The sequence below is a fragment of the Pseudomonas guariconensis genome, from assembly GCF_040822035.1.
GTDB classification, from domain to species: Bacteria; Pseudomonadota; Gammaproteobacteria; order Pseudomonadales; family Pseudomonadaceae; genus Aquipseudomonas; species Aquipseudomonas guariconensis.
The window spans coordinates 1,678,635-1,701,311 of record NZ_CP162012.1; the positions used below are offsets into that span (position 1 = coordinate 1,678,635).

At 63.2% G+C, this 22,677-nt stretch carries 23 protein-coding genes; 12 read left to right on the forward strand and 11 right to left on the reverse strand.

Annotated elements, in window-relative coordinates; genetic code table 11:
• Positions 1 to 253: 253 nt before the first annotated feature.
• Positions 254 to 2,392: a DNA helicase RecQ gene (gene recQ, locus AB1N67_RS07630; RefSeq protein ID WP_043214355.1), complete on the forward strand. Its 2,139-nt coding sequence runs from the start codon at positions 254 to 256 to the stop codon at positions 2,390 to 2,392.
• Between the two features lie 116 nt (positions 2,393 to 2,508).
• Complete coding sequence (locus AB1N67_RS07635) at positions 2,509 to 2,946, forward strand: MarR family transcriptional regulator (RefSeq protein WP_043214353.1); 438 nt, start codon at positions 2,509 to 2,511, stop codon at positions 2,944 to 2,946.
• Between the two features lie 38 nt (positions 2,947 to 2,984).
• On the opposite strand, the gene AB1N67_RS07640 is transcribed toward AB1N67_RS07635, so the two are convergent.
• The gene (locus tag AB1N67_RS07640; RefSeq protein WP_070574304.1) at positions 2,985 to 5,171 is read right to left on the reverse strand and encodes a patatin-like phospholipase family protein; all 2,187 of its coding nucleotides are present in this window, start codon (positions 5,169 to 5,171) and stop codon (positions 2,985 to 2,987) included.
• Between the two features lie 68 nt (positions 5,172 to 5,239).
• On the opposite strand from AB1N67_RS07640, the gene AB1N67_RS07645 reads away from it, so the two are divergent.
• The gene (locus tag AB1N67_RS07645; protein WP_043214349.1) at positions 5,240 to 5,521 is read left to right on the forward strand and encodes a SelT/SelW/SelH family protein; all 282 of its coding nucleotides are present in this window, start codon (positions 5,240 to 5,242) and stop codon (positions 5,519 to 5,521) included.
• Here AB1N67_RS07645 and AB1N67_RS07650 read toward each other — a convergent pair whose 3' ends face one another.
• Both AB1N67_RS07650 and AB1N67_RS07655 read right to left on the reverse strand, forming a co-directional pair.
• The gene (locus AB1N67_RS07650) at positions 5,522 to 6,412 is read right to left on the reverse strand and encodes a DMT family transporter (protein WP_043214345.1); all 891 of its coding nucleotides are present in this window, start codon (positions 6,410 to 6,412) and stop codon (positions 5,522 to 5,524) included. It lies immediately after the preceding gene.
• Positions 6,413 to 6,558: 146 nt separating this feature from the next.
• Complete coding sequence (locus tag AB1N67_RS07655) at positions 6,559 to 7,323, reverse strand: AraC family transcriptional regulator (protein ID WP_090345996.1); 765 nt, start codon at positions 7,321 to 7,323, stop codon at positions 6,559 to 6,561.
• 253 nt (positions 7,324 to 7,576) lie between these two features.
• On the opposite strand from AB1N67_RS07655, the gene AB1N67_RS07660 reads away from it, so the two are divergent.
• Positions 7,577 to 8,389 carry a UDP-2,3-diacylglucosamine diphosphatase gene (locus AB1N67_RS07660; RefSeq protein WP_043214340.1) on the forward strand — a complete coding sequence of 271 codons (813 nt, stop codon included), beginning with the start codon at positions 7,577 to 7,579 and terminating at the stop codon, positions 8,387 to 8,389.
• Positions 8,390 to 8,394: 5 nt separating this feature from the next.
• Here AB1N67_RS07660 and AB1N67_RS07665 read toward each other — a convergent pair whose 3' ends face one another.
• On the reverse strand, positions 8,395 to 8,706 hold the full coding sequence (locus tag AB1N67_RS07665) for a DUF962 domain-containing protein (protein WP_043214337.1): 312 nt from the start codon (positions 8,704 to 8,706) through the stop codon (positions 8,395 to 8,397).
• 155 nt (positions 8,707 to 8,861) lie between these two features.
• Between AB1N67_RS07665 and AB1N67_RS07670 the strand changes: the two genes are divergently transcribed.
• Positions 8,862 to 9,917, forward strand: a complete 1,056-nt coding sequence (locus tag AB1N67_RS07670) for an AraC family transcriptional regulator (RefSeq protein ID WP_043214335.1) — start codon at positions 8,862 to 8,864, stop codon at positions 9,915 to 9,917.
• On the opposite strand, the gene AB1N67_RS07675 is transcribed toward AB1N67_RS07670, so the two are convergent.
• Complete coding sequence (locus tag AB1N67_RS07675) at positions 9,874 to 11,328, reverse strand: TrkH family potassium uptake protein (RefSeq protein WP_043214333.1); 1,455 nt, start codon at positions 11,326 to 11,328, stop codon at positions 9,874 to 9,876. The genes AB1N67_RS07670 and AB1N67_RS07675 overlap by 44 nt on opposite strands.
• A gap of 159 nt (positions 11,329 to 11,487) precedes the next feature.
• Here AB1N67_RS07675 and AB1N67_RS07680 point away from each other — a divergent pair, with 159 nt between their 5' ends.
• A complete protein-coding gene (locus AB1N67_RS07680) occupies positions 11,488 to 12,045 on the forward strand; it encodes a nitroreductase (protein ID WP_043214331.1) in 558 nt (185 codons plus the stop codon).
• A 33-nt stretch (positions 12,046 to 12,078) separates the two neighbouring features.
• Here AB1N67_RS07680 and AB1N67_RS07685 read toward each other — a convergent pair whose 3' ends face one another.
• The 6 genes from AB1N67_RS07685 to AB1N67_RS07710 all read right to left on the reverse strand — a co-directional run bounded on the left by AB1N67_RS07685 (position 12,079) and on the right by AB1N67_RS07710 (position 16,130).
• Positions 12,079 to 13,416, reverse strand: coding sequence for a sensor histidine kinase (locus AB1N67_RS07685; RefSeq protein WP_367863642.1), 1,338 nt, complete (start codon positions 13,414 to 13,416; stop codon positions 12,079 to 12,081).
• A 60-nt stretch (positions 13,417 to 13,476) separates the two neighbouring features.
• Positions 13,477 to 13,893: an LTXXQ domain protein gene (locus AB1N67_RS07690; protein WP_043214328.1), complete on the reverse strand. Its 417-nt coding sequence runs from the start codon at positions 13,891 to 13,893 to the stop codon at positions 13,477 to 13,479.
• Between the two features lie 171 nt (positions 13,894 to 14,064).
• On the reverse strand, positions 14,065 to 14,742 hold the full coding sequence (locus AB1N67_RS07695; protein ID WP_043214326.1) for a response regulator transcription factor: 678 nt from the start codon (positions 14,740 to 14,742) through the stop codon (positions 14,065 to 14,067).
• 7 nt (positions 14,743 to 14,749) lie between these two features.
• Positions 14,750 to 15,136, reverse strand: a complete 387-nt coding sequence (locus AB1N67_RS07700; protein WP_367863643.1) for a translation initiation factor 2 — start codon at positions 15,134 to 15,136, stop codon at positions 14,750 to 14,752.
• Positions 15,137 to 15,232: 96 nt separating this feature from the next.
• Positions 15,233 to 15,532, reverse strand: coding sequence for a YciI family protein (locus AB1N67_RS07705; protein ID WP_090345991.1), 300 nt, complete (start codon positions 15,530 to 15,532; stop codon positions 15,233 to 15,235).
• A 1-nt stretch (position 15,533) separates the two neighbouring features.
• The gene (locus AB1N67_RS07710; RefSeq protein ID WP_043214319.1) at positions 15,534 to 16,130 is read right to left on the reverse strand and encodes a septation protein A; all 597 of its coding nucleotides are present in this window, start codon (positions 16,128 to 16,130) and stop codon (positions 15,534 to 15,536) included.
• A 67-nt stretch (positions 16,131 to 16,197) separates the two neighbouring features.
• On the opposite strand from AB1N67_RS07710, the gene AB1N67_RS07715 reads away from it, so the two are divergent.
• The 6 genes from AB1N67_RS07715 to AB1N67_RS07740 all read left to right on the forward strand — a co-directional run bounded on the left by AB1N67_RS07715 (position 16,198) and on the right by AB1N67_RS07740 (position 22,635).
• Entirely contained in the window at positions 16,198 to 17,058 is an 861-nt protein-coding gene (locus tag AB1N67_RS07715) for a PHP domain-containing protein (RefSeq protein ID WP_043214317.1), read from the forward strand.
• A 13-nt stretch (positions 17,059 to 17,071) separates the two neighbouring features.
• Positions 17,072 to 17,701 (forward strand): L-threonylcarbamoyladenylate synthase, encoded by a 630-nt coding sequence (locus tag AB1N67_RS07720; protein ID WP_043214365.1) that lies wholly within the window; start codon positions 17,072 to 17,074, stop codon positions 17,699 to 17,701.
• 125 nt (positions 17,702 to 17,826) lie between these two features.
• Positions 17,827 to 18,525, forward strand: coding sequence for a ScpA family protein (locus tag AB1N67_RS07725; protein ID WP_167358115.1), 699 nt, complete (start codon positions 17,827 to 17,829; stop codon positions 18,523 to 18,525).
• A 23-nt stretch (positions 18,526 to 18,548) separates the two neighbouring features.
• Positions 18,549 to 19,310, forward strand: a complete 762-nt coding sequence (gene scpB, locus AB1N67_RS07730; protein WP_090345986.1) for an SMC-Scp complex subunit ScpB — start codon at positions 18,549 to 18,551, stop codon at positions 19,308 to 19,310.
• A 213-nt stretch (positions 19,311 to 19,523) separates the two neighbouring features.
• Positions 19,524 to 20,591, forward strand: coding sequence for a 23S rRNA pseudouridine(2605) synthase RluB (gene rluB, locus AB1N67_RS07735; protein ID WP_090345983.1), 1,068 nt, complete (start codon positions 19,524 to 19,526; stop codon positions 20,589 to 20,591).
• 625 nt (positions 20,592 to 21,216) lie between these two features.
• On the forward strand, positions 21,217 to 22,635 hold the full coding sequence (locus tag AB1N67_RS07740) for an amino acid permease (protein WP_167358113.1): 1,419 nt from the start codon (positions 21,217 to 21,219) through the stop codon (positions 22,633 to 22,635).
• Positions 22,636 to 22,677: the final 42 nt, after the last annotated feature.

Here is a 22,677-nt window from a genome sequence, read left to right on the forward strand (position 1 = left end):
AGGGCTACCTTGGGGAATAAACGATAACGAATTCTAGCACCTTGCGGCGGCTGGGGGCCAAGGGAACGTCTGTCGTGGGGAAGCAGTCAAGGCATCCTGCGCGAGCGGGCACTGGGGTATACTTCGCGATTTTTCACCCAGGGTGCCGTTTCTCCGGCATTCCGGCAAAAGCCGCTTACGCATTGGCAAGTGTGTCCGGCGGATTTTTCGTCCAGCCTGTGTCCAGGATGGTACGGCGATTTTGGAGTTTCCAATGCTCGAACAGGCTCAGCGCGTCCTCAAGGACATCTTCGGCTACGACAGTTTCCGGGGGCGCCAGGCAGCGATCATCGAATGCGTGGCCAGTGGCGGCGATGCCCTGGTGCTGATGCCCACCGGCGGCGGCAAGTCCTTGTGTTTCCAAGTGCCGGCCTTGCTGCGTCCGGGCCTTGCTGTCGTGGTTTCACCGCTGATCGCGCTCATGGACGACCAGGTCGCCACCCTCGACGAACTGGGGGTGGCGGCCGCTGCGCTGAATTCGACCTTGAGTGCCGAGCAGCAACGCGAGCTGGCCGGGCGCCTGCGTCGTGGCGAGGTGAAGATGCTGTATCTGGCCCCCGAGCGCCTGGTGCAGCCACGCATGCTGGAGTTTCTGCGGACCCTGGATATCGCGCTGTTTGCCATCGATGAAGCTCACTGTGTCTCGCAGTGGGGCCATGATTTTCGCCCGGAATACCTGCAACTGGGCCAACTGGCCGAGCTGTTCCCCCAGGTACCCCGGATCGCCCTGACTGCAACGGCCGACATGCGTACCCGCGAGGAGATTGTCCAGCGCCTGCATCTGCAGGGCGCAGAGCGATTCCTGTCGAGTTTCGACCGGCCCAACATCTTCTACCGCATCGTGCCCAAGGAAGCGCCGCGCAAGCAGCTGATGGCATTTCTCGCAGAGCGCCGTGGCAATGCCGGCATCGTCTATTGCCTGTCGCGCAAGAAAGTCGACGAGACAGCCGCCTTCCTCTGCGAGCAGGGCTTCCCAGCCCTGCCTTATCACGCCGGCCTGGCCGCCGAGACCCGTGCGGCCAACCAGCATCGCTTCCTCAACGAGGAAGGCTTGATCATGGTCGCCACCATTGCCTTCGGCATGGGCATCGACAAGCCTAACGTACGCTTCGTCGCCCACCTCGATCTGCCCAAATCGATGGAAGCCTATTATCAGGAAACCGGCCGTGCCGGCCGTGATGGCCTGCCGTCTGACGCCTGGATGGCCTACGGCCTTCAGGACATGGTGATGCTCAAGCAGATGCTGCAGAACTCCGAAGGCGACGAGCGCCACAAGCGCATCGAGCAGCACAAGCTCGACGCCATGCTGGCGCTGTGTGAAGAAACCCGCTGTCGCCGCCAGACACTGCTGGCGTACTTCGACGAAGTGCTCGAACAGCCCTGCGGTCATTGCGACAATTGCGTAGACCAGGTCCAGACCTGGGATGCCACCGAGCCTGCGCGCCAGGCCCTGTCGGCGGTATACCGCACTGGTCAGCGCTACGGGGTGGGCCATCTGGTCGATGTGCTGGTGGGCAAGGATACCGAGAAGGTGCGTAGTTTCGGTCATGAAAAGCTGTCGGTGTTCGGCGTCGGCAAGGCCCTGAGCGAACACGAATGGCGTTCGCTGTTCCGCCAGCTGGTGGCACGTGCCTTGGTGGACATCGACCTGGAAGGCTACGGTGGGCTGCGTCTGACGGACAGTTGCCGGCCCTTGTTGCGCGGCGAAGTCACCTTGCAGTTGCGCCGCGACCTCAAACCACAGGCCGTGGCCAAATCCTCCGGTGGCGGCAGCCCTGCCAGCCAGCTGGTGCGTGCCGAGGAGCGCGAGCTCTGGGAGGCGCTGCGAGCCCTGCGGCGCAAGCTGGCCGAGGAGCACAGCGTGCCGCCTTATGTCATCTTCCCCGACTCGACCCTGCTGGAGATGCTGCGCAGTCAACCTACCAGCCTCAGCGACATGGCCCAGGTCAGTGGCGTCGGTGCGCGCAAGTTGGAGCGTTACGGCGAAGCGTTCCTCGAGGTACTCAATGGCGGTACGGGGGATCAGGCGCCGAAGGTGGTGCTCGACCTTCGCCACGAGCTGGTCAGCCTGGCCCGTGCCGGCATGACGCCGGCGCAGATCGCCGGCCAGCTCAATTGCAGTGAGAAGAATGTCTACAGCCTGCTGGCCGAGGCCCTTGGTCGCCAGGAGTTGAGCCTTGAGCAGGCTCTGGATCTGCCCGAAGACCTGCTGATGGAAGTGCAGGATGCCTTCCTTGACGGCGAAGGCGAACTGCCTCCGGTATCGGCAGTGTCACCATTGTTCGGCCAGCGCGTACCTGAAGGCGTGCTGCATTGTGTGCGTGCGGCATTGGCCGCGGAGTTCGAGCTGTGACTGACCCTCGTCACGCTTTTTGACGATTATCGGACATTCCCGCGCGCTGCAGCCTTGCCTGTTGGCGTCGGGCATGATTAGCTGGCTAATAATTAGTTCTGTTCATAGAGTCGCTTATGCCCCTGACCGATAACCAACACCGCTTCGGCATGCAGCTGGCCCAGATGTCCCGTGGCTGGCGCGCCGAACTGGACCGCCGCCTTGCCGGGCTCAACCTGTCCCAGGCACGCTGGTTGGTGCTGTTGCACCTGGCCCGCTTCGAAGAGTCCCCGACCCAGCGCGAGCTGGCCCAGAGCGTCGGGGTCGAGGGGCCGACGCTGGCGCGGTTGCTCGACAGCCTGGAGAGCCAAGGCCTGGTGCGCCGTCAGGCGGTGATGGAAGACCGTCGGGCGAAGAAAATCCTGCTGTGCCCACCGGCCAAGCCGCTGATCGACCAGATCGAGACCATCGCCAACGCCCTGCGTCAGGAGTTGTTCACAGGGGTCGACGAGGCTGATCTGGAAGTCTGCATGCGGGTGCATGCGAAGATTCTCGCCAACCTCGAAAAATCCTGAATCCATGCCACGTGGGGCCGCACGGCGGCTCCACTGGTTTAGAAGGTATGACCCAGGTTCAGGTACACCGCCTTCTGATGTTCATCGTTGGCTCCATAGCTGATGTTCAACGGCCCCAACGGTGTCTCCAGGCCCAGGAAGATGCTCGCTGCGTTGATGTACCCGCTGTCGAACTCGTTGTCGTTGTTCCAGGCCCGGCCACGCTCGAGCGAGCCCCCCAAATACAATGGGAAGTCCAGCGGTAGGTAGGCGCGGGGCGTCAGGCGGCGGTAGTAGACCATGCGCATCAGGCTGATGTTCTGCCCCGACACCGAGTCCTGGCGAAAGCCCGACAACTGCCTGGCCCCACCGAACACGAAGCTTGAGGTCACCACCTGGGCGTCATCCAGGGTGCGCCCATAGCGCCCGCCCAGCACCAGGCTGTTCGGCCCGCTGCTGAAGGCCTTGTCCAGCTTGAACTCCCACTGGCGGTACTGCTCGTCCGAATCCAGCGACTTGTCGTATTGGCGCACGGCCAGCCCGATGTCTTCGCCGCTGTGGGGGAAGTACACGTTGTCAAACGTGTCGAAGGAGTACTTCAGCTCGTAGAAACCTTCGTTGAAGCTGACCGAAGGCAGGTCCTGGTCCCCGATGCGTACCTCGGCCTCGCCCCAGGCCTTGCCCACCCCCACGCGTACTTCGCCATAGGTACCGATCTGTCGACCGAGGTTGAGGCCGAAGCCGTAGCGCTCAAGGCGGTATTCGGCGATCGGGTCGTTGTCCAGGGTCGCCTCGATGTTCTGCGAGCCGAAGTCCAGATAGGGCGCGATGAAATAGCGCGAGCCCACATCCAGGGGTTGGTAGAACTCGCTGTAGAGCTCCTGCTGGTCGCCGATCTGGGCACGGGTCAGCCACTCGGCGCCTAGCCGGTTGATACCGTTGACCCGGTAGCTGGCGCCGAGGTTGAAGGCGCTGTCGCCGCGCATGTCGTCCGAAAGATTCAGGCCCAGGCGCAGGTAATCGGTGCCGCCACGCCTGCCGCGGGCATTGATCACCAGAGTGTTGTCATCGCCTTTGTGCACCACGCGGTACTGCACCCGGTCGAAGTAGTCCAAGCCGTACAGAGTGCCCATGTCTGTCTGCAGACGATCCAGCTCCAAGGGCTCGCCCAAGGGTTGGCGGATGTAGTAACGGATCACATCGTCGCTGACCTTCGAATCGTTCTCCACCTTGATCGCGGTGATGATCGGCCGGCGCTGGCGTGGCGAGCGAGCCACGGCCAGCCCGGTATCGCCCTCGGCGCGGCGCAGGCTGGCCAGGCGGTTGTCCAAGGCCCGGGCGGCGCGATAGCCGGCATCGATCATGTCTTGGGCGCGGCCGAAATCGGTCACGCCGAAGGCGGCGAGCGAGGGCTGGATGAGGACATCGTCCTGGTGCAGGCTGGCCAATTGCTCCTCGGAGTTGCGTCGGGTCATCAAGGTGATCGACTGGTTGAGCACGTCGACCACCGTGGCCAGTTGCTTGCGGTCACGCAAGGGGGTGCCGATGTCGACCACGATGGCCAGGTCCACCCCCATGTCCCGCGCCACATCGACGGGAATGTTGTCGACCATGCCACCATCCACCAACAGGCGGCCGTCGAGTTCGACCGGGGCGAACACCGCCGGGATCGACATGCTGGCGCGGATCACCTGGGGCAGGTGGCCGCGGCTGAACACCACCTTTTCGCCACTGGCGATGTCGGTGGCTACGGCGCGAAAAGGGATCGGCAGCTTGTCGAAATCACGGGTGTCGGCGGTGTGGGCCAGCTTGCTTTCCAGCAGCAGGGAGAGGTTCTGGCCCTGGATCACGCCCAGGGGCAGGCCAAGACTGCCATCGTCGCGAAAGCTGAGCTTCTGCTTGACCAGGAAATCGCGGTCGTCCTGCTTGCGCCGGAACGGTACGTCCTTGCGTGGCGGTGCATCGGACAGCGCCTGCTGCCAGTCGAGGGTGGTGGCGAGTTTCTCGAGCTCCTCGACGCTGTAGCCGGAGGCATACAGCCCGCCGATCACCGCCCCCATGCTGGTGCCGGCGATAGCGTCGATGCGTACACCTTGCTCCTCCAAAGCCTTGAGCACGCCGATATGGGCAATGCCCCGGGCCGCGCCACCTGACAACACCAGGCCGACCTTGGGCCGGGCGACTTCAGCGGCCAGGGTAGTGAAACTGGTGACTATCAGCAAAAGGCAGAACAGCAGGCGGCGCATCGTGAGTCTCAAAACCGTGGTCAAAGACCGCTAGTATAAGCGGCTCATCCCGAAGGAGACGCGTTGCCATGACGCAGCCCAAGCCTGAAATCGTCATCACTTATTGCACCCAATGCCAATGGCTGCTGCGTGCGGCCTGGCTGGCTCAGGAGTTGCTCAGCACCTTTGCCGACGACCTGGGCCGCGTGGCCCTGGAGCCGGGTACCGGTGGCGTGTTCCGCATAACCTGCGATGGCATCCAGCTCTGGGAGCGCAAGGCCGATGGTGGCTTCCCCGAAGCCAAGGTGCTCAAGCAGCGACTGCGCGACCAGATCGACCCGCAGCGCGACCTGGGCCATAACGATCGCTGATCAGGCGCTTTCGGCCAGTGAGCGCTGCCTGGGCGGTTGCTCGGCGGCCATGCGACTGGAGAGCACGATGGCGAAGATGATCAGCACACCGCCCACCAACATGCGCACGGTCGGCGTTTCGGCGAACACCACCCAGGCGACGGCGATGCCATAGACCGGCTCCATGCCGAACACCACGGCGGCGGTGCGCGCCTTGATCACTGCCAGGCTGGCGACGAACAGGCTGTGGGCGACGCCTGTGCAGAAGATGCCGAGCAGGGCGATCCACAGCCAGTCCATGGTCGCTACCTGGTTCAGGCCTGGGCCGGCGAAGGGCAGCAGGCACAGGCCGACCACCAGGTTCTGCCACAGCGCCGCCTGTACCGCCGGCAGCCGTCCGGAACCGGCGCGATTGGTCAGCGACAGCAGCGAGAACAGCAATCCCGAGAGCAACGCCCACAGCAGCCCGCCTGTCGCTTCGCTTTGCAGGTCGAAGGCAGGGGTGACCAGGACCAAGCCGATGCTTACCAGCACCACCAGCACGGCCTCGTTGCGGCGTATACGCTCGCGGAACAACACGCCTTCGAGAATCACTGTGAAGGCGGGGAAACTGGCGAAGCCGAGGGTGGCGATGGCCACGCCGCCGACCTTGACGGCAATGAAGAAACTGACCCAATGCCCGGCCAGCAGCACGCCGCCGAGCAGCAGCCGGCGCGCATCCTGGGCGCTGAGGCGTTGCCAACCGGGGCCGGCGAGGCTGGCGAACAGTGCCAGAGCGAGCACGGCGAAGGCGGCGCGTCCGAAGACGATGATCGTGGGGCTGGCACTGGTCGCCAGCTTGCCGAAGACGCCGGTAAGGCCGAAGAAAAGGGCGCCGATGTGCAGGGCGCCAAGGGCGGTGCGGTGGTTCATGGTAGTCCTTGTGATGACAGTGGCCCAGGCGCGGTCGAGCGGGTGTATCCGGCGATGGGTCAGGCGGCCGGCGAACAACCCGCTGGCTCGATATTCCAGGGCCAGTCTACGAGGGCTGTCGCGTACTGTCTGTCGAGATCCTCGCGTCAGTTGTCGCCAGGCTCGCGGCGCAAGGCCATGGGCGAGCGGCCGAAGTCGCGCAGCATGGCGGCAGAAAACGCACTCTGGGAACTGTAACCGACCTGCGCGGCAATTTCGCCGATCGGCAGGCAGGTCTGCTGCAGCAAACGTCGCGCCTTGAGCAATCGCCGCTGGCGGATGTAGTCCATCGGCGTCATCGCGCATTCGCTGGCGAAGCGCGCATGCAGGCGGGCGCTGGACAAACCGGCCAGGCGTGCCAGGTCGGCCACCTGCAGCGGGTGGGCCGCGTGCTGCTCGATGTGCGCATCGAATGCCGCGTAGGGCAGGCGCCGCTGGACGCTCGCCGGCAGGGTGTGCGCATTGAGGCTGGCCAGCAGCAGGACTGCGCCCTGCTGGGCGATCAAGGGGTCATCCACCGGGCTGCTGGCGAGCCAGTCGACCAACTGTTGCTGCCGGCTGTCCAGGCTCAGAGGGCCTGGACGATCCAGCAGGCGGCGGCTGGCATCGGCGTGGCGGCCCAATTGCTCGTACAACCAGTGTTCATCAGGAACATCCAGCACCAGGCAGTCGCTGCCGGATGGACTGCCGCAGGTGTGATGTGCGCCGGCTGGCACCACCATCAGGCCCTGGCGCTGGACTAAAGCGCCATGGCCCTGCACCTCGAAATCCAGGCGGCCGCCCAGGCCAAACACCAGTTGTGAATGGTCGTGACTGTGGGCAATCAGGTCGTGGCGGTAGTGGCGCAGGGAGAGGATCGGGCCGGCGGTCATGGGAGCTTCCTCGCGGGGCAGGGCGCTAGGCTCTGTGCGAAATGTATCCGCACTCGCCCACACTGCGTTGAAACGGGGTTTGGAATGCTCGTATACGCTAATACGCTGCGCTTGCCCGCTCCGTTTCGTGAACACATTGCATTCGAGCCCTAGTGTACACACCGGGCTGTTGCCCGGGGAATCCGTCACGCCGCTGCCACCAACCTGTCATCCGCAACTGCCAGTCTCCAGCAAACAGCGCAGGAGCCTGCCCATGACCCATGCCGAACTCGCCCGCCCGTCGCGCAAGCAACGCGTGCGCACCTTGTGGATTTCCGATGTGCACTTAGGTACCCGCGATTGCCAGGCCGAACACTTGTCGCAGTTTCTCAAGGGGTACCAGGCCGACCGCATCTACCTGGTCGGGGACATTATCGATGGCTGGAAGCTGCGCGGTGGCATCTACTGGCCCCAGGCCCATACCAATGTCATCCGTCGGTTGCTCACCCTGAGCAAACGCGGCACCGAGGTCATCTATGTCACTGGCAACCACGACGAATTCCTGCGGCGCTACTCCAAGTTGATCCTGGGTAACATCCAATTGGTGGACGAGGCCGAACACTTGACCGCCGATGGCCGGCGCCTGCTGGTGATCCATGGCGACCAGTTCGATGTGATTACTCGCTACCATCGCTGGCTGGCGTTCCTGGGTGATCGGGCCTATGAATTCACCTTGGTGCTCAACCGTTGGCTCAACCAGTGGCGGGCCCGCTATGGCTACGGCTACTGGTCGCTGTCGGCGTACCTCAAGCACAAGGTCAAGGGGGCGGTGAACTTCATCAGTGACTTCGAAGATGCCATCGCCCACGAATGCACCCGGCGGGGCTTGCACGGCGTTGTCTGCGGTCATATCCATCACGCCGAGATTCGCCAGGTAGGAGAGGTGCAATACCTCAATTGCGGCGACTGGGTGGAGTCATGCACGGCGCTGATCGAGCACTGGGATGGGCAGATCGAACTCTATCGCCTGGCCGATGCCCAGGCCCGCGAGGCCGAGCGCTTGGCCGCGCTACGTGAGACGGCCTAGCTGCCTTAGAGGCTGATCTTGCCGCGCAGGATATCGCGGAACATGGCGAAGTCGCCCAGCAGGCTGTACAGCGGATGGCTGAAAGTGGCCGGGCGATTCTTCTCGAAAAAGAAATGACCGATCCAGGCAAAGCCATACCCGGCAAAGGGTACGACCAGCAGTAGTTGCCAGCGCCCGCTGGCGAAGGTGTAGGCGAGCAGGGCGATGACCAGGCTGGTGCCGACGAAGTGCAGGCGGCGGCAAGTGGGGTTGCTGTGTTCGCCCAGGTAATAGGGGTAGAACTCGGCAAAACTTCGAAAATGTGCGGTAGGGGTCATGGCAGTACTCCCGTCAGGTTCGCGTTGTGAACAGATACACGGCGCGGAGCCTGAATCGAGTCTAGAGTGATTGTCGGAGCCGGCCAGTGACCAAAGGCGCCAATTGAGTATCTTTTCGATTCGCCGCATGAAGCGGTCAGCACAAGAAGCCTGCCATGAGCGAGAGAACCACGTCAGCCAGCTGGGCATCAGGGATTGTCAAAGCGCTCGAGCTGGAAGGGCTCGATTGCCAGGCCATGTTCAAGCAGCTCGGGCTGGATTTTGCGGCCCTGGACGATCCTGACGCGCGCTTTCCCCAGGACGCCATGACCCGCCTGTGGCAGCTGGCGGTGGAGCTTTCGGGCAATGAGGCGATTGGCCTGAACATGGCCCGGGTGGTGCGTCCGGCATCGTTCCATGTGGTGGGTTATGCGCTGATGTCCAGCCGCACCCTGGCCGAGGGATTCGAACGCCTGGTGCGTTATCAGAGAATCATCGCCGAGAGCGCCGATCTGAGCTTTCGCCTGGAGCCGGAGGGTTACGCGCTGGTGCTGACCGTGCATGGCGACCACCTGCCTCCCACCCGCCATAGCGCCGAGGCTTCGCTGGCTTGCGCGTTGTCCTTGTGCACCTGGCTCAGTGGGCGTGCCATCCAGCCGCGCCGGGTGTTGATCCAAGGGCCACAGCCGAAGAACGTCGAGCCCTACAAGACGGCGTTCCATGCCCCTTTGGTGTTCGGTGCGCCCCATGATGCGCTGGTGTTCGAGCGGGCGGACATGGAGGCCCCGCTGCCGACGGCCAACGAGGCCATGGCCGTGCTGCACGACCGATTCGCAGGGGAGTACCTGGCACGCTTCTCGGAAAGCCGGGTGACTCATCGGGTGCGCCAGGTGTTGTGTCGCGTCCTGCCCCAGGGTGAGCCCAAGCGCGAAACCCTCGCCCAGGCGTTGCACCTGTCCCAGCGTACCCTGCAGCGCCGCTTGCAGGAGGAGGGCACCAGCTTCCAGACCTTGCTCGACGACACCCGCCGGGAACTCGCCGAACAGTACCTGGCCCAGCCCGGCATGACTTTGCTGGAAACCGCCTACCTGCTGGGGTTTGCCGACCCGAGCAACTTTTACCGGGCGTTCCGCCGCTGGTTCGATGTCACCCCAAGCGAGTATCGCGCCCGCCTTGAGGCAGAGTCGGTCAGTGACGCCAGAACGCCGGCATGCACAACACCAGCACCGTAATGATTTCCAGACGGCCGAGCAGCATGCCGCCTGAAAGAATCCATTTGGCCGCATCCGGCAGGGTCGCATAGTTGCCCGCAGGGCCAATCACCTCGCCCAGGCCCGGCCCGACGCCGGAGACGGTGCCCGCGGCGCCGGTCAGCGCGGTCATCCAGTCCACGCCCAGCAACGACAGCAGCAGGGCGATGACACAGATGGTGACGGCGAAGAAGAACGAGAAGGTCAGGATCGAGCGCACGATCTCTTCGTCGAGACGGTGGCCGTTGTATTTTTGCTTGATGACCGCGCGGGGGTGGATCAACTGGTTGAGGCTCGCCTTGAGCAGGATGTAGGCGACCTGGAAGCGGAAGATCTTGATGCCACCGGCGGTGGAGCCGGAGCAGCCCCCGATGAAGCCCAGGTAGAAGAACAGCATCAGCGAGAAGTTGCCCCACAAGCTGTAGTCGCCCAGGGCGAACCCAGTGGTGGTGACCACCGACGTGACGTTCAGCGCCACATGGCGCAAGGCGTCGAGCCAGTGCAGATTGGTGGTGGCCCAGTACCAAGTGCCCAGTACCAGCCAGGTGGCCACCAGCAAACCGAGCAGGCCTTGGACCTGCTGGTCGCGGATCAAGGCCTTGCGGTTACCGCGCAAGGTGGCCACGTACAGGGTAAACGGCACGCTGCCCAGGATCATCACCACCACCGCCACCCAGTGCACGGCTGGGATGTCCCACTTGGCCAGGGACTGATCGGAGGTGGAGAACCCGCCGGTGGAAATCGCCGACATGGCATGGTTGATGGCATCGAACGGCCGCATGCCTGCCCACCAGAACGCCAGGCTGCCGAACACGGTGATGCCGACATACACCGCCACGATCGACTTGGCGACCATGTGCGAGCGCGGCATGACCTTTTCAGAGCGGTCGGAGGATTCGGTCTGGAACAGGCGCATGCCACCGATTCGCAGCAGCGGCAGGATCGCTACCGCCATGCCGATGAAGCCGATGCCGCCGAGCCAGTGCAGCATCGAGCGCCACATCAGGATGCCTGGGGACATGTTGTCGAGCCCGCTGAGCACCGTGGCGCCAGTGGCGGTGATGCCGGACATGCTTTCGAAAAAAGCGTCGGTGTAGCTGATGTGCTGGGTCAACAGGAACGGCAGGGCGGCGAACACGCACACGACCAACCAACTGCTGACCGTCAGCAGGTACATGTCGCGTGGGCGCAGGTGGACGTGCTCTGGCCGCCCCTGAACGACCAGCGCCAGGCCGGCGATGAAGGTGATCAGGCTCGACCAGAGGAACGAAGGCATGTCGCTGGTGCGTTCGAAGACCACCAGGGTCGTCATGGGCACGACCATGCTGACCGCCAGGGTGATCAGGAAGATGCCGATGATGAAACCAATGATCCTTAAGGTCGGCAACGCCATGTGATCTGCTCTGACTCGAAACGGAAAGGGCGCCATTTTAAGCGGCAGGCTGCAAGCTGCAAGCGGTAAGCGTGAGAGGACGTTTTTCTTGCGGCTTGCAGCTTGCGGCGTGCAGCTTGAGAATGGCCGCACTTTTTCAATCTGCCAGGAGGGTAGCCCATGGAGGCTCTCGACGCATTGCTCAACCGTGTTTCCGTGCCACGCCTGACCGACCCGGCGCCCAATGCCGCCCAGCGCGAAGCGCTGTTCCAGTCGGCCTTGCGCGCCCCGGACCATGGCCAGCTGCGCCCATGGCGCTTCCTGACCATCGAGGGTGCGGCTCGTGAAAAGCTCGGTGAGCTGTTCGCCGAGGCGGTACAGAAGAAGGGCGACGCCAGCCAGGCCGCGCTGGACAAGGCGCGGGCCATGCCGCTGCGTGCGCCTTTGCTGATCGTGGTGGTGGCTCGCCTGCAGGACCACTTCAAGGTGCCCAAGTCCGAGCAACGCCTTGCAGCCGGTTGCGCTGCCCATGGCATTCTCATCGCCGCTCATGCCCAGGGGATCGGCGCTGTGTGGCGTACCGGCGACATGGCGTTCGATGCTCATGTGCACCAAGGCCTGGGGCTTGCCGACAACGAGGAGCTGATCGGCTACCTGTATGTCGGCACGCCCATGGCTGAGCCACGGACCGCTCCGGTGCTGGCTACCGCCGACTTCGTCAACGCCTGGGGCGAGTGATTCACCAGGGCCGCTGCACGGCCCTGGGTCCTTTCAGTCGGTAATCATCTCGCAGGGCAGCTCCAGCGTCGCGACAAACCCGCCTTGCGGATGATTGCCTAGCACTAGGTTCCCGCCGTGGCGTTCCGCCGCCCGTCGGGCGATGGCCAGTCCCAGGCCGTGCCCAGGTGCTTCCTGCCCAGGAGCGCGGAAGAATGGCTCGCCCAACTGTGCCAGGTGCTCATCGGCCACCCCGGGGCCATGGTCACGTACGCTCAGTACGATGCGCCCAGGCTCACGAGCGGCATGGATCTCGATCGGCTGACCTGGCGGGTTGAAGCGCAAGGCATTGCGCACCAGGTTGTCCACGGCACGCTCGATCAGTGTCGGCCAGCCTTGCAGGGTGAGCCCCGGGGTGGCCTCCAGGCGTATTTCCTGCTCCGGGACGCTGAGCTGGGCGTCCTTGCGCACGCTGCCCAGCAGGGCGTTGAGGTCCACTGGCTCGGCATGGGACTGCTCGGCGTCGACCCTGGCCAGGGCGAGGATTTCGCTGATCAGGTCTTCCAGGCGATCGCACTCACGGGTCAGTCGCGGCCATAGGGCCTGGCGCTGCTCAGGCTCGGCACGTTCGGCCAAGGCCAGGGCGATGCGCAGCCGCGCCAAGGGTGAGCGCAGCTCGTGGGAGACATCGCGCAGCAGTTGCCGCTGGCTGCCGATCAGGCTTTGCAACCGCGCGCCCATCTTGTTGAAGTCATTGGCCAGTACACCGAACTCGTCACGCCGGGCCGCCAGTCGCGCCAGGCTGTTCTGCTGGTAGCTGGTTTGTCCCAGATCGTGTACCGCCCCTCGCAGCCGGCTGAGCGGGCGGGTGATCGACAGCGTGACGAACAGGCTGAACAGCGTCAGCACCACCAGGGCGATTCCCAAGGCGCTGAGCGGCCACAGCAGGCTCTCGCGGTGCCAGGCGTTGAGCGCCGGATGTGGAATGCGGTAGATCAGCAGGTAGGTCTCGCCACTGTCCGGGCTGGTGTATTCCTGGGTCAGGCGACGCCAGGGCAGACGGCGCTGGTCATTGTGCTGACGGGCCTCGAAGGCGGCGGCGCGACGTGGGAAAGTGCCCGGGACCACGGCCTCGCCACTGTCGTTGAGCACTTGCACATCGATGCCAAAGCGGTGCTTGCGCCGTTCCAGAAAGCGCTGGGCAGACTCCAGGCCTTCCTGCTCATAGTGCTGGGTCCAGCGGCTGGCCAGGGTATTGAGGCCCGGATGGCGACTGAGGATCCAGGCATCCTGGTTGAGCATGTGGCCAAGCAGGATCGACAGGCCGGCGACCAGGGCGATGGCCAGCCAGAAGCTGGCCAGGATGCGCCAGAACAATGACCGCAAGAGCACCTCCTGAAAGCAAGAAAAACCCGGCCCGCCGGGAGGCGGGTCGGGCGCAGGGCTGACAGCTTACTGGGCCTTGGTGCCTTTTTCAGCTTTCCAGGCCTGGAACTCCTGCCACTCGGCCTTGCGGGCGGCGCGTTCCTTTTGCAGCTCGTCGAACTTCTTCTGCTGGTCGGGCTTGAGCAAGGCGCGGATATCGGCCTGGGTCTTGTCGTGGCTGGCCTTGATCTCGTCTTTCATGGCCTTCTGGTCGGCAGCCGGCAGCTTGGCGATGTAACGTTCGGTGATGTCGCGGCGGTGCTTCATTTGCTCGCCCATCAGCTTGCCGATCTGCTGGCGCTGGTCGCGGCTCAGGTCCAGTTGGGCGAAAGGCGCGTCACCGCGATGATGCCAGCCACCGTGGTGCGGACCGCCTTCGGGCATGGCCATGGCCACGGTCGGCAGGGTGGCGGCGAACATCAGAGCGATAAGGGTCTTGCGCATGGTGTTTCTCCTTTCATGGGCCGGTGGTTACCGGATGAGCCCAGTCTAGGGAAAGCAAGGTCAAGGGCGGTCAGGTGAGCGTAAAGACTTGGTAAAGGCTTGGGCTGCAAGCTGCAAACTACAAGACAGATCCGTGAGGGGGGCTGCCTTCTTGCAGCTCATCGCTTGCCGCTACAGGCTGTAGTAGTAACCGCGGCTACGCAGGGCAACGATGCGAGGTCGGCCATCAGGGTGCGGGCCGACTTTCTTGCGCAGGTTGCTGACGTGCATGTCCAGGCTGCGGTCATAGAGGGTCAGCTTGCGGCCCAGGGCGATCTGCGCCAGTTCCTGTTTGTCCAGTGGGTCGCCAGGCTGGCGCAGCAATGCCTCGAGAATGCGGCTTTCGGAAAGCGTGAGGGTCATTTCGCGAGCATCGACACTGACCACGCCCCGCGCAGGGCTGAAGGTCAGGTCGCCGACTTCGAGCTGGGTGCTGGTGGCTGCCGGGTGGCTGCGGCGCAACACCGCGCGCAGGCGGGCGGTGAGCTCGCGTGGGTCGCAGGGTTTGGCCAGGTAGTCGTCGGCGCCCAGCTCCAGGCCCAGGATACGGTCCAGGGGTTCGCCGCGGGCCGACAGCATCAGCACTGGCAACTCCGCATGCTCGGTGCGCAGTTGCTTGAGCAGCTCCAGGCCACTGCCATCAGGCAGCATCACGTCCAGCACCACGGCCGCCGGCGCATGGGCAGCCAGGGCCTGGCGTGCGCTCTGGCCATCGTGGCAGGCACGTACGTCGAACCCTTCCTGGCTCAGCCAGCTGCCGAGCAGCTCGCAGAGTTCCTGGTCATCATCAATCAGTAACAGCTCGCTCATGACTCACTCAATTCAACCATTGACGGCGTCTTCTGTGTCCGCCGCTGGCTAAGATACCGCAGACAGCCGAAAACAGTGCAACGGCCGAGCCGATCACGAACCACAGCTGCTGGTCGCTGAGCAGCGGTACCGGGGTGCTGGCCTGCAGTTCCTTGAGCGAAAGCTTCAGGCGCTGGTTTTCCTGGCGCAGGCGTGCGAGCTGAGCATTGTCTTGCTCGTTTTGGGTGTCTTGCAGTTGCTGGTTGAGCGCGGCGCGTTGCTGTTCACTGTCCTGCAGGCGTTGCTGCAGCGCGGTGATCTGCGCGGCGGCAGTCAACGACAGTGGTTCTTCGGCAATGGCGAAAGGGGACAGCGACAGCAGGCAAAGCAGCAGTGACATCAGACCTCGGCGCATTGGAACTCCTGATTCCTATCGGTTCAGAAGGTTGTCGGCCGCAGGTCGTAATAGATGAGCGCGGGCCTCATGAACCTGTCATGAGGCCCGGTCCGATCAAGGCAGGACTTGCTTGAATGGCTTGACCACGACCTTGTCGTACACGCCGGCGGCGATGTACGGGTCGGCATCGGCCCAGGCTTGGGCGGCGGTCAGGGAGTCGAATTCGGCGACGATGAGGCTGCCGGTGAAGCCTGCGGCGCCTGGGTCGTTGCTGTCGATCGCCGGGTGCGGGCCGGCCAGGATCACACGTCCCTCGGCCTTGAGCAGCTGCAGGCGCTCGATGTGCGCCGGGCGGGCAGCCAGGCGTTTTTCCAGGGAACCTTCGACGTCGCTTGCGATGATGGCGTAGAGCATGTCAATCCTTAGGTTTGGAAGTGGAGGGGTCGCTGTCATGCAGGTGGCGCGACAGGTACACGCCCTGGGCCACCAGGAAGATCACGGTCATGCCCAGGCTGCCGAACACCTTGAAGTCGACCCAGAAGTCCTGGAAGGTGAATGCGACGAACAGGTTGGCCGCACCGCACACCAGGAAGAAGCCGATCCAGGCCAGGTTCAGGCGCGTCCAGATTGCCTCGGGCAGGCTCAGGGCGTGGCCCATGATGCGCTTGATCAGGACCCGGTCACCGACGAAGTGGCTGCCGGCGAAGGCCAGGGCGAACAGCCAGTTCACCACCGGTGCTTTCCACTTGAGGAAGGTTTCGCTGTGGAAGGCCAGGGTAAGGCCGCCGAACACCAGGCAGGCGACCAGGGTCAGCAGCTGCCCCTTCTCGAGCTTGCCGTGGCGCAGGAACAGCGCGCCGTAGACCACCAGGGAGCTGAGAATCAGCACCGCCGTGGCGCTGTAGATGCCGCCGAACTCGACGCTGTGACCAGCGATTTCGACCGCGCGCGGGTCGAGTTTGTAGACGATGAAGAACAACAACAGCGGGATGAAATCGATGAATTGTTTCACAGTGGCAGCCAGAAGCGGGATGTGACGGCATAATAACAAACATCGATTCCAGCGAAAGCGCTCCTCCATGAATGTTGATCTGCACTGTCACAGCACGGCCTCCGACGGCGCCTTGTCGCCTTCGGCCCTGGTCGCCCGGGCCCACGAGCACGGGGTGCAGACGTTGGCACTGACCGACCACGACACCATAGAAGGCCTGGCCGAGGCGCGTCAGGCCTGCCACGCCAACGGCATGCGCTGGGTCAGTGGAGTGGAACTGTCCTGTACCTGGGGGGGCGCCACGATCCATGTGCTGGGCTATGACTTCCCGCTCGATGCACCGCCGCTACTCGAGGCTATCGAGGCCTTGCACCGTGGCCGTTGGCTGCGCTCCGAGGAAATCGACCGACGGCTCGCGGCCAAGGGCATGCCCGGCACGCTCGAAGGCGCCAGGGCGGTGCAGCAGGAGCTGGGCGACAGCGGCAATGCCCCGGCGCGTCCGCACTTTGCCGAGTTCCTGGTGCGTGCCGGCCACGTCAAAGACCGCGGCGAGGCGTTTCGCAAGTGGCTGGGTGCCGGCAAGCTGGGCGACGTCAAGCTGCATTGGCCGACCCTGGAGGAAACCGTCGCCACGCTGCGTCGGTCCAACGCTTGGGTGAGTCTGGCCCATCCGATGCATTACGAGTTGACTCGCAGTAAGCGCAGACGGCTGATTGCAGACTATATTCAGGCAGGCGGGCAGGCGTTGGAGGTGGTCAACGGGATGATGCCGGCCGAGCAGGTGGGCACGATGTCCATCCTCACCCGTGAGTTCGGCCTGCTGGCAAGTGCTGGCAGTGACTTCCACGGCCCCGGCACCTGGGGCGAGATCGGTGCCTACCGGCCATTGCCCGAGGATCTGCCACCTTTGTGGCGCCGATTCAGCCATGAACAGCCTTTGGCGGTATGAACAGGACGACTACGTGAGCCAATTTTTCCAGATTCATGCGGAAAACCCGCAGGCGCGCCTGATCAAACAGGCCGTCGAGATCATCCGCAAGGGCGGTGTCGTGGTCTATCCGACCGACTCGGCCTACGCGATGGGCTGCCAGATCGGCGACAAGACTGCCGTGGAGCGGGTCCGACGACTGCGCCAGCTGGACAAGAACCACAACTTCACACTGCTGTGTTGCGACCTTTCGCAAATGGGGTTGTTCGCCAAGATCGACACAGCGACCTTCCGTCTGCTCAAAGCGCACATTCCCGGTCCCTATACCTTTATCCTCAATGCCACGCGGGAAGTGCCCAGGCTGTTGTTGCATGAAAAGCGTCGGACCATCGGCCTGCGGGTTCCTTCCAACCCCATTGCCCGGGCACTGCTCGAGGAATTGGGCGAACCCTTGATGAGCGTGAGCCTCATCCTGCCCGGTGATGAAGAGCCGATGACCGACCCCTACGAGATCCGTGCGCGCCTTGAGCATCATGTGGACCTGATCATCGATGGCGGCTTCGGTGACCTCAAAGCTTCCACCGTGATCAGCCTGGAAGGTGACGAGCCGGAAGTCATCCGTGTTGGCTGTGGCGACCCTGCGCCGTTCCTGGCGCCCGCGTGAGCACGGTGCAAGAGGCCCCGGCCCCGGTCGCTGACAGCGAGGCGCCGCAACAGCTGCAACTGGCGCTGGTCTACGGCGAGGCACTCACCGAACTGCCGCTGGACCTGTACATCCCTCCTGACGCCCTGGAAGTGTTCCTTGAAGCCTTCGAGGGCCCGCTGGACTTGTTGCTGTATCTGATCCGCAAGCAGAACATCGACATCCTCGACATCCCCGTGGCGGAGATCACCCGCCAGTACATGTCCTACGTCGAGCTGATGAAGAGCGTGCGCCTGGAGTTGGCCGCAGAGTACTTGGTGATGGCTGCCATGCTTGCCGAGATCAAATCGCGCATGCTGCTGCCGCGCTCCAGCGAGGTCGAGGAGGAGGAGGGCGATCCACGTGCCGAGCTGATCCGCAGGCTGCAGGAATACGAGCGCTTCAAAGCCGCCGCCGAAGGCCTCGATGAGCTGCCGCGGGTAGGCCGGGAGATTGTCGTGCCGCGCCTGGAGGCGCCTCAGGCCAAGGTTCGCAAGCTGTTGCCCGATGTTTCTCTGGAGGAAATCCTGCTGTCCATGGCCCAGGTGATGCGGCGCAACGACCTGTTCGAAAGCCATCAGATCACCCGCGAGACCTTGTCGACCCGTGAGCGCATGAGTGAAGTGCTCGAACGACTCAAGGGTGGCGGCTTCGTGCCGTTCATCGAGCTCTTTACCGCCGAGGAAGGCAAGTTGGGGGTGGTCGTCACCTTCATGGCAATTCTCGAACTGGTGAAGGAATCGCTCATCGAACTGGTGCAGAATGACCCCTTTGCCCCGATCCATGTCCGTGCCCGGGCCGAGTGACCACGAGCAAGCCTTTCCTACCGATGAACCTGAACGAACCCCGTGACCTGGCCTCGCTGATCGAAGCCTTCCTCCTTGCCTCTGGCAAGCCGCAATCGCTCGAGCGCCTGTACGAGTTGCTCGAAGAGGCCGAGCGCCCCGCGCCTGCTGTCTTCAAGAAGGCTTTGGAAATCCTGGCCAAGTCCTGCAATGGCCGCGCCTTCGAGCTCAAGGAAGTGGCGACCGGCTATCGCCTGCAAATCCGCGAGGACTTTGCGCCCTGGGTCGGCCGGCTGTGGGAAGAGCGTCCGCAGCGCTACTCCCGGGCGCTGCTGGAGACTTTGGCGCTGATTGCCTATCGCCAACCGATCACCCGCGGCGAAATCGAGGATGTGCGCGGTGTGGCGGTCAACAGCAACATCATCAAGACCCTGATGGAGCGTGAATGGATCCGTATCGTCGGTTATCGTGAGGTGCCCGGCCGACCGGCGATGTTCGCCACCACCAAGGCATTGCTCGATCATTTCAACCTCAAGAGCCTCGATGAGCTGCCGGCTCTGGCCGAACTGCGCGAAATGGACACCGAGCCGTTGTTGGATCCGGATGACGCACCCGTGCCTGCGCACCTGCAGGCGCTGGCCGATGCGAGCCTGGGTGAGGACGAGGAGGGCGAGGCGCCGCCTCGGGAGGAGACCAGCTTCCGGACGCTGCTGGTGGAGCTCGATGCGATGGAACATGGGCTCAAGACCGATTTCGATGATCTGCGGAATGAGGCTGCCAACGTCGAGGATGAGCCTGAGTCATAGATCGCTCTGGCCCGTTCGCGGATGAACCCGCGCTCATAGGTGCAGCGGGGCTACGGGTGACGCTGCAGCACCTTCGGGCGGAAACTCACAGCCCAATCGCGATAAACCGTTAGTCTCCAGTGCGTTCGTCCGCCGAACCGCGTATGATGCGCGCCCCTTTGGCGCATCTTTCGCCAAAAAAACGCTTTCACTACTACACCGGGAGGTGCCCAGATGAGTGACCAAGACCTGCAAGAAACCCAATCCACCCCTCCGTCCGGCGAAAAGCTGCAGAAGGTGCTGGCGCGTATCGGCGTCGGTTCGCGTCGTGACGTCGAGGCCTGGATCAGCCAGGGCCGTATCAAGGTCAATGGCGTCGAGGCTACCCTTGGCCAGCGTGTCGATCTGCACGATGCCATTGCCGTCGATGGCAAGCTGATCAAGCGTGTGGAGGCCGCCGAGGCCACCCGCCGCGTGATCATGTACAACAAGCCTGACGGCGAGATCTGCACCCGTGACGATCCGGAAGGTCGTCCGACTGTGTTCGATCGCCTGCCGCGTCCGAAAGAAGGGCGTTGGATCAATATCGGCCGTCTGGACATCAACACCACTGGCCTGCTGCTGTTCACCACCGACGGTGAACTGGCCAACCGCCTGATGCACCCCTCCTACGAGATGGACCGTGAGTATGCGGTGCGTGTGCGCGGTGAGGTCGACGACGACATGGTCGATCGCCTCAAGGCGGGTGTGATGCTCGAAGATGGTCCGGCGAAGTTCACCGACATCCAGAAAGCTCCGGGCGGCGAAGGCTTCAACCACTGGTACCACTGCGTGGTGATGGAAGGTCGCAACCGTGAGGTACGTCGCCTGTGGGAATCCCAAGGCGTGGTGGTCAGCCGCCTCAAGCGCGTGCGCTTCGGTCCGGTGTTCCTCAATTCCGACCTGCCGATGGGGCGTTGGCGCGAAATGACCCAGGGCGAGATCGACATCCTGGCAGCGGAAGTCGGCCTGCAGCCGGTGGCGTTGCCAGCGTTGAACCTCAAGGCCAAGGACAAGCTCGAGCGCATGCAGCGCAAGTCCACCCGGCCGCTCGGTCGTGGCGAACGTGTGCGTACCCTGCGTCCCGCCCAAGATGGCCAAGCCGAGCGTCCTGCGCGTGAACGTCCGACCCGTGAAGAGGCGCCACGCAAGGGCGGTCGCAGCAGCACGGTTGCCGAACGCCCCAGCGAGATGCGTAAGCGTCCGGCCAAGCCGGAGGCCGAAAAGCCAGCAGGCCGTGGCCGCGGCAAGCCACGCGGCTGATTGCTCAGCGTCATAGGAAAGGGGCCCTCGTGGCCCCTTTTTTGCGCCTCTAGAAATCTAACATCTTGATCCGACGCGATTTTTTATGGGGTCTGGAAACCCTATCGACCAGCTTGTAACAAAATCTTTACGAATTTCGACCGTTTTTGCCGGTACACCTGTGCATGTAAACAAATTCTGCCAAGTGCCGCGTTCCAGAGCTGTTTCTTTGCCACTCGCCCCCTTGTTCAACCCGTCGCCGCACGCTGATATAGCGCCCATGCCGTGTGCAGGGCCTGGCCGTAGAGCTGGGCATCGAAAACAACAAATGGAGGCGCCATGTACGCCGATCATCTTGCCTTTTCAGGCCTTCCCGCCAGGATCGCTGCGTTTTTTCATCAGGAAATGACGCAACGCGTTGACGCCTGCGCGTACGCAGGGGTATACAATGCGCCGCGTTTTACCTGTGACCCCAATGCGTACCGCGCACTCTTGCTGACGCCTGGTTGAGTCGCCCGGGGCCTGTCCCTCGGTGTCATCACCCCCGTCCAAGAAACCCAAGGTAACCACCTTGCCCATTCCGCTGCGCCACGAGCGCGGTGGGTCCGATTCCGTCACAGATAAAAACAAGCAGGTGACTTCGTTCATGAGTGGACAAAACATGCCTTCAGGCGAGCTCAAGCGTGGCCTGAAGAACCGCCATATCCAGCTGATTGCCCTGGGTGGCGCAATTGGTACCGGATTGTTCCTGGGCTCTGCCGGCGTGATGAAGTCCGCCGGTCCGTCGATGATTCTCGGCTACGCCATCTGCGGCTTCATCGCCTTCATGATCATGCGCCAACTGGGCGAAATGATCGTCGAAGAGCCGGTTGCCGGCTCCTTCAGCCACTTCGCCCACAAGTACTGGGGCGGTTTCGCGGGCTTCCTGTCCGGTTGGAACTGCTGGGTGCTGTACATTCTGGTCGGCATGTCGGAGCTGTCCGCGGTCGGTAAGTACATTCACTACTGGTGGCCGGAGATCCCTACCTGGGTCACTGCGGCGGGCTTCTTCATCCTGATCAACGCGATCAACCTGATGAACGTGAAAGTGTTCGGCGAGGCCGAGTTCTGGTTCGCCATCATCAAGGTACTCGCCATCGTCGGCATGATCGGCCTGGGTGCCTATCTGCTCACCAGCGGCAGCGGTGGTCCTGAAGCTTCGGTGACCAACCTTTGGGCCCATGGCGGTTTCTTCCCCAATGGCGTGAGTGGCCTGGTGATGGCTCTGGCGATCATCATGTTCTCCTTTGGTGGCCTGGAAATGCTGGGCTTCACCGCTGCCGAGGCCGACAAGCCAAAGACCGTGATTCCTAAGGCGATCAACCAGGTCATCTACCGCATCCTGATCTTCTATATCGGCGCGCTGGTGATCCTGCTGTCGCTGACCCCATGGAATAGCCTGGTCGCGAGCATCGATGCCTCCGGCGGCAGCTATGGCAGCAGCCCGTTCGTCCAGGTGTTCTCGCTGCTCGGTAGCGACGTGGCGGCGCACCTGCTGAACTTCGTGGTCCTGACTGCGGCGCTGTCGGTCTATAACAGCGGGACCTACTGCAACGCTCGCATGCTCTACGGCATGGCCGAGCAAGGCGACGCCCCGGCAAGCCTGGCCAAGATCGACAAGCGCGGCGTACCGGTCCGTTCGATCCTGGCCTCGGCCGGCGTGACGCTGGTGGCGGTGCTGCTGAACTACTTCATGCCGCAACATGCGCTGGAGCTGTTGATGTCGTTGGTGGTGGCTGCGCTGGTGATCAACTGGGCGATGATCAGCTACTCGCACCTCAAATTCCGTCAGCACCTGGACCGCACCGGGCAGAAGGCGCTGTTCAAGGCGCTCTGGTACCCGTATGGCAACTACCTGTGCCTGGCCTTCGTGGTGCTGATCCTGGGCATCATGCTGCAGATCCCTGGTATCCAGGTCTCGGTGTATGCGATTCCGGTCTGGCTGGTGGTGATGTATGCCTTCTACATGCTCAAGAGCAAGCGTAGTGGACAGGCCTCCGGCGCCGCCGGGTCCGTCGCCAAGTAAATCGGTTACCCACTAAAAAACCCGATGGCAGGGAACTGCCAT

Coding starts and splice junctions, on each gene's coding strand:
- AB1N67_RS07665 (WP_043214337.1), bottom strand. CDS start 8,706: ATGACCCCTACCGCACATTTTCGAAGTTTTGCCGAGTTCTACCCCTAT.
- AB1N67_RS07675 (WP_043214333.1), bottom strand. CDS start 11,328: ATGGCGTTGCCGACCTTAAGGATCATTGGTTTCATCATCGGCATCTTC.
- AB1N67_RS07695 (WP_043214326.1), bottom strand. CDS start 14,742: ATGAGCGAGCTGTTACTGATTGATGATGACCAGGAACTCTGCGAGCTG.
- AB1N67_RS07680 (WP_043214331.1), top strand. CDS start 11,488: ATGGAGGCTCTCGACGCATTGCTCAACCGTGTTTCCGTGCCACGCCTG.
- AB1N67_RS07640 (WP_070574304.1), bottom strand. CDS start 5,171: ATGCGCCGCCTGCTGTTCTGCCTTTTGCTGATAGTCACCAGTTTCACT.
- scpB (WP_090345986.1), top strand. CDS start 18,549: ATGAACCTGAACGAACCCCGTGACCTGGCCTCGCTGATCGAAGCCTTC.
- AB1N67_RS07700 (WP_367863643.1), bottom strand. CDS start 15,136: ATGCGCCGAGGTCTGATGTCACTGCTGCTTTGCCTGCTGTCGCTGTCC.
- AB1N67_RS07705 (WP_090345991.1), bottom strand. CDS start 15,532: ATGCTCTACGCCATCATCGCAAGCGACGTCGAAGGTTCCCTGGAAAAA.
- AB1N67_RS07645 (WP_043214349.1), top strand. CDS start 5,240: ATGACGCAGCCCAAGCCTGAAATCGTCATCACTTATTGCACCCAATGC.
- AB1N67_RS07670 (WP_043214335.1), top strand. CDS start 8,862: ATGAGCGAGAGAACCACGTCAGCCAGCTGGGCATCAGGGATTGTCAAA.
- rluB (WP_090345983.1), top strand. CDS start 19,524: ATGAGTGACCAAGACCTGCAAGAAACCCAATCCACCCCTCCGTCCGGC.
- AB1N67_RS07635 (WP_043214353.1), top strand. CDS start 2,509: ATGCCCCTGACCGATAACCAACACCGCTTCGGCATGCAGCTGGCCCAG.
- AB1N67_RS07660 (WP_043214340.1), top strand. CDS start 7,577: ATGACCCATGCCGAACTCGCCCGCCCGTCGCGCAAGCAACGCGTGCGC.
- AB1N67_RS07650 (WP_043214345.1), bottom strand. CDS start 6,412: ATGAACCACCGCACCGCCCTTGGCGCCCTGCACATCGGCGCCCTTTTC.
- AB1N67_RS07715 (WP_043214317.1), top strand. CDS start 16,198: ATGAATGTTGATCTGCACTGTCACAGCACGGCCTCCGACGGCGCCTTG.
- AB1N67_RS07690 (WP_043214328.1), bottom strand. CDS start 13,893: ATGCGCAAGACCCTTATCGCTCTGATGTTCGCCGCCACCCTGCCGACC.
- AB1N67_RS07740 (WP_167358113.1), top strand. CDS start 21,217: ATGAGTGGACAAAACATGCCTTCAGGCGAGCTCAAGCGTGGCCTGAAG.
- AB1N67_RS07655 (WP_090345996.1), bottom strand. CDS start 7,323: ATGACCGCCGGCCCGATCCTCTCCCTGCGCCACTACCGCCACGACCTG.
- recQ (WP_043214355.1), top strand. CDS start 254: ATGCTCGAACAGGCTCAGCGCGTCCTCAAGGACATCTTCGGCTACGAC.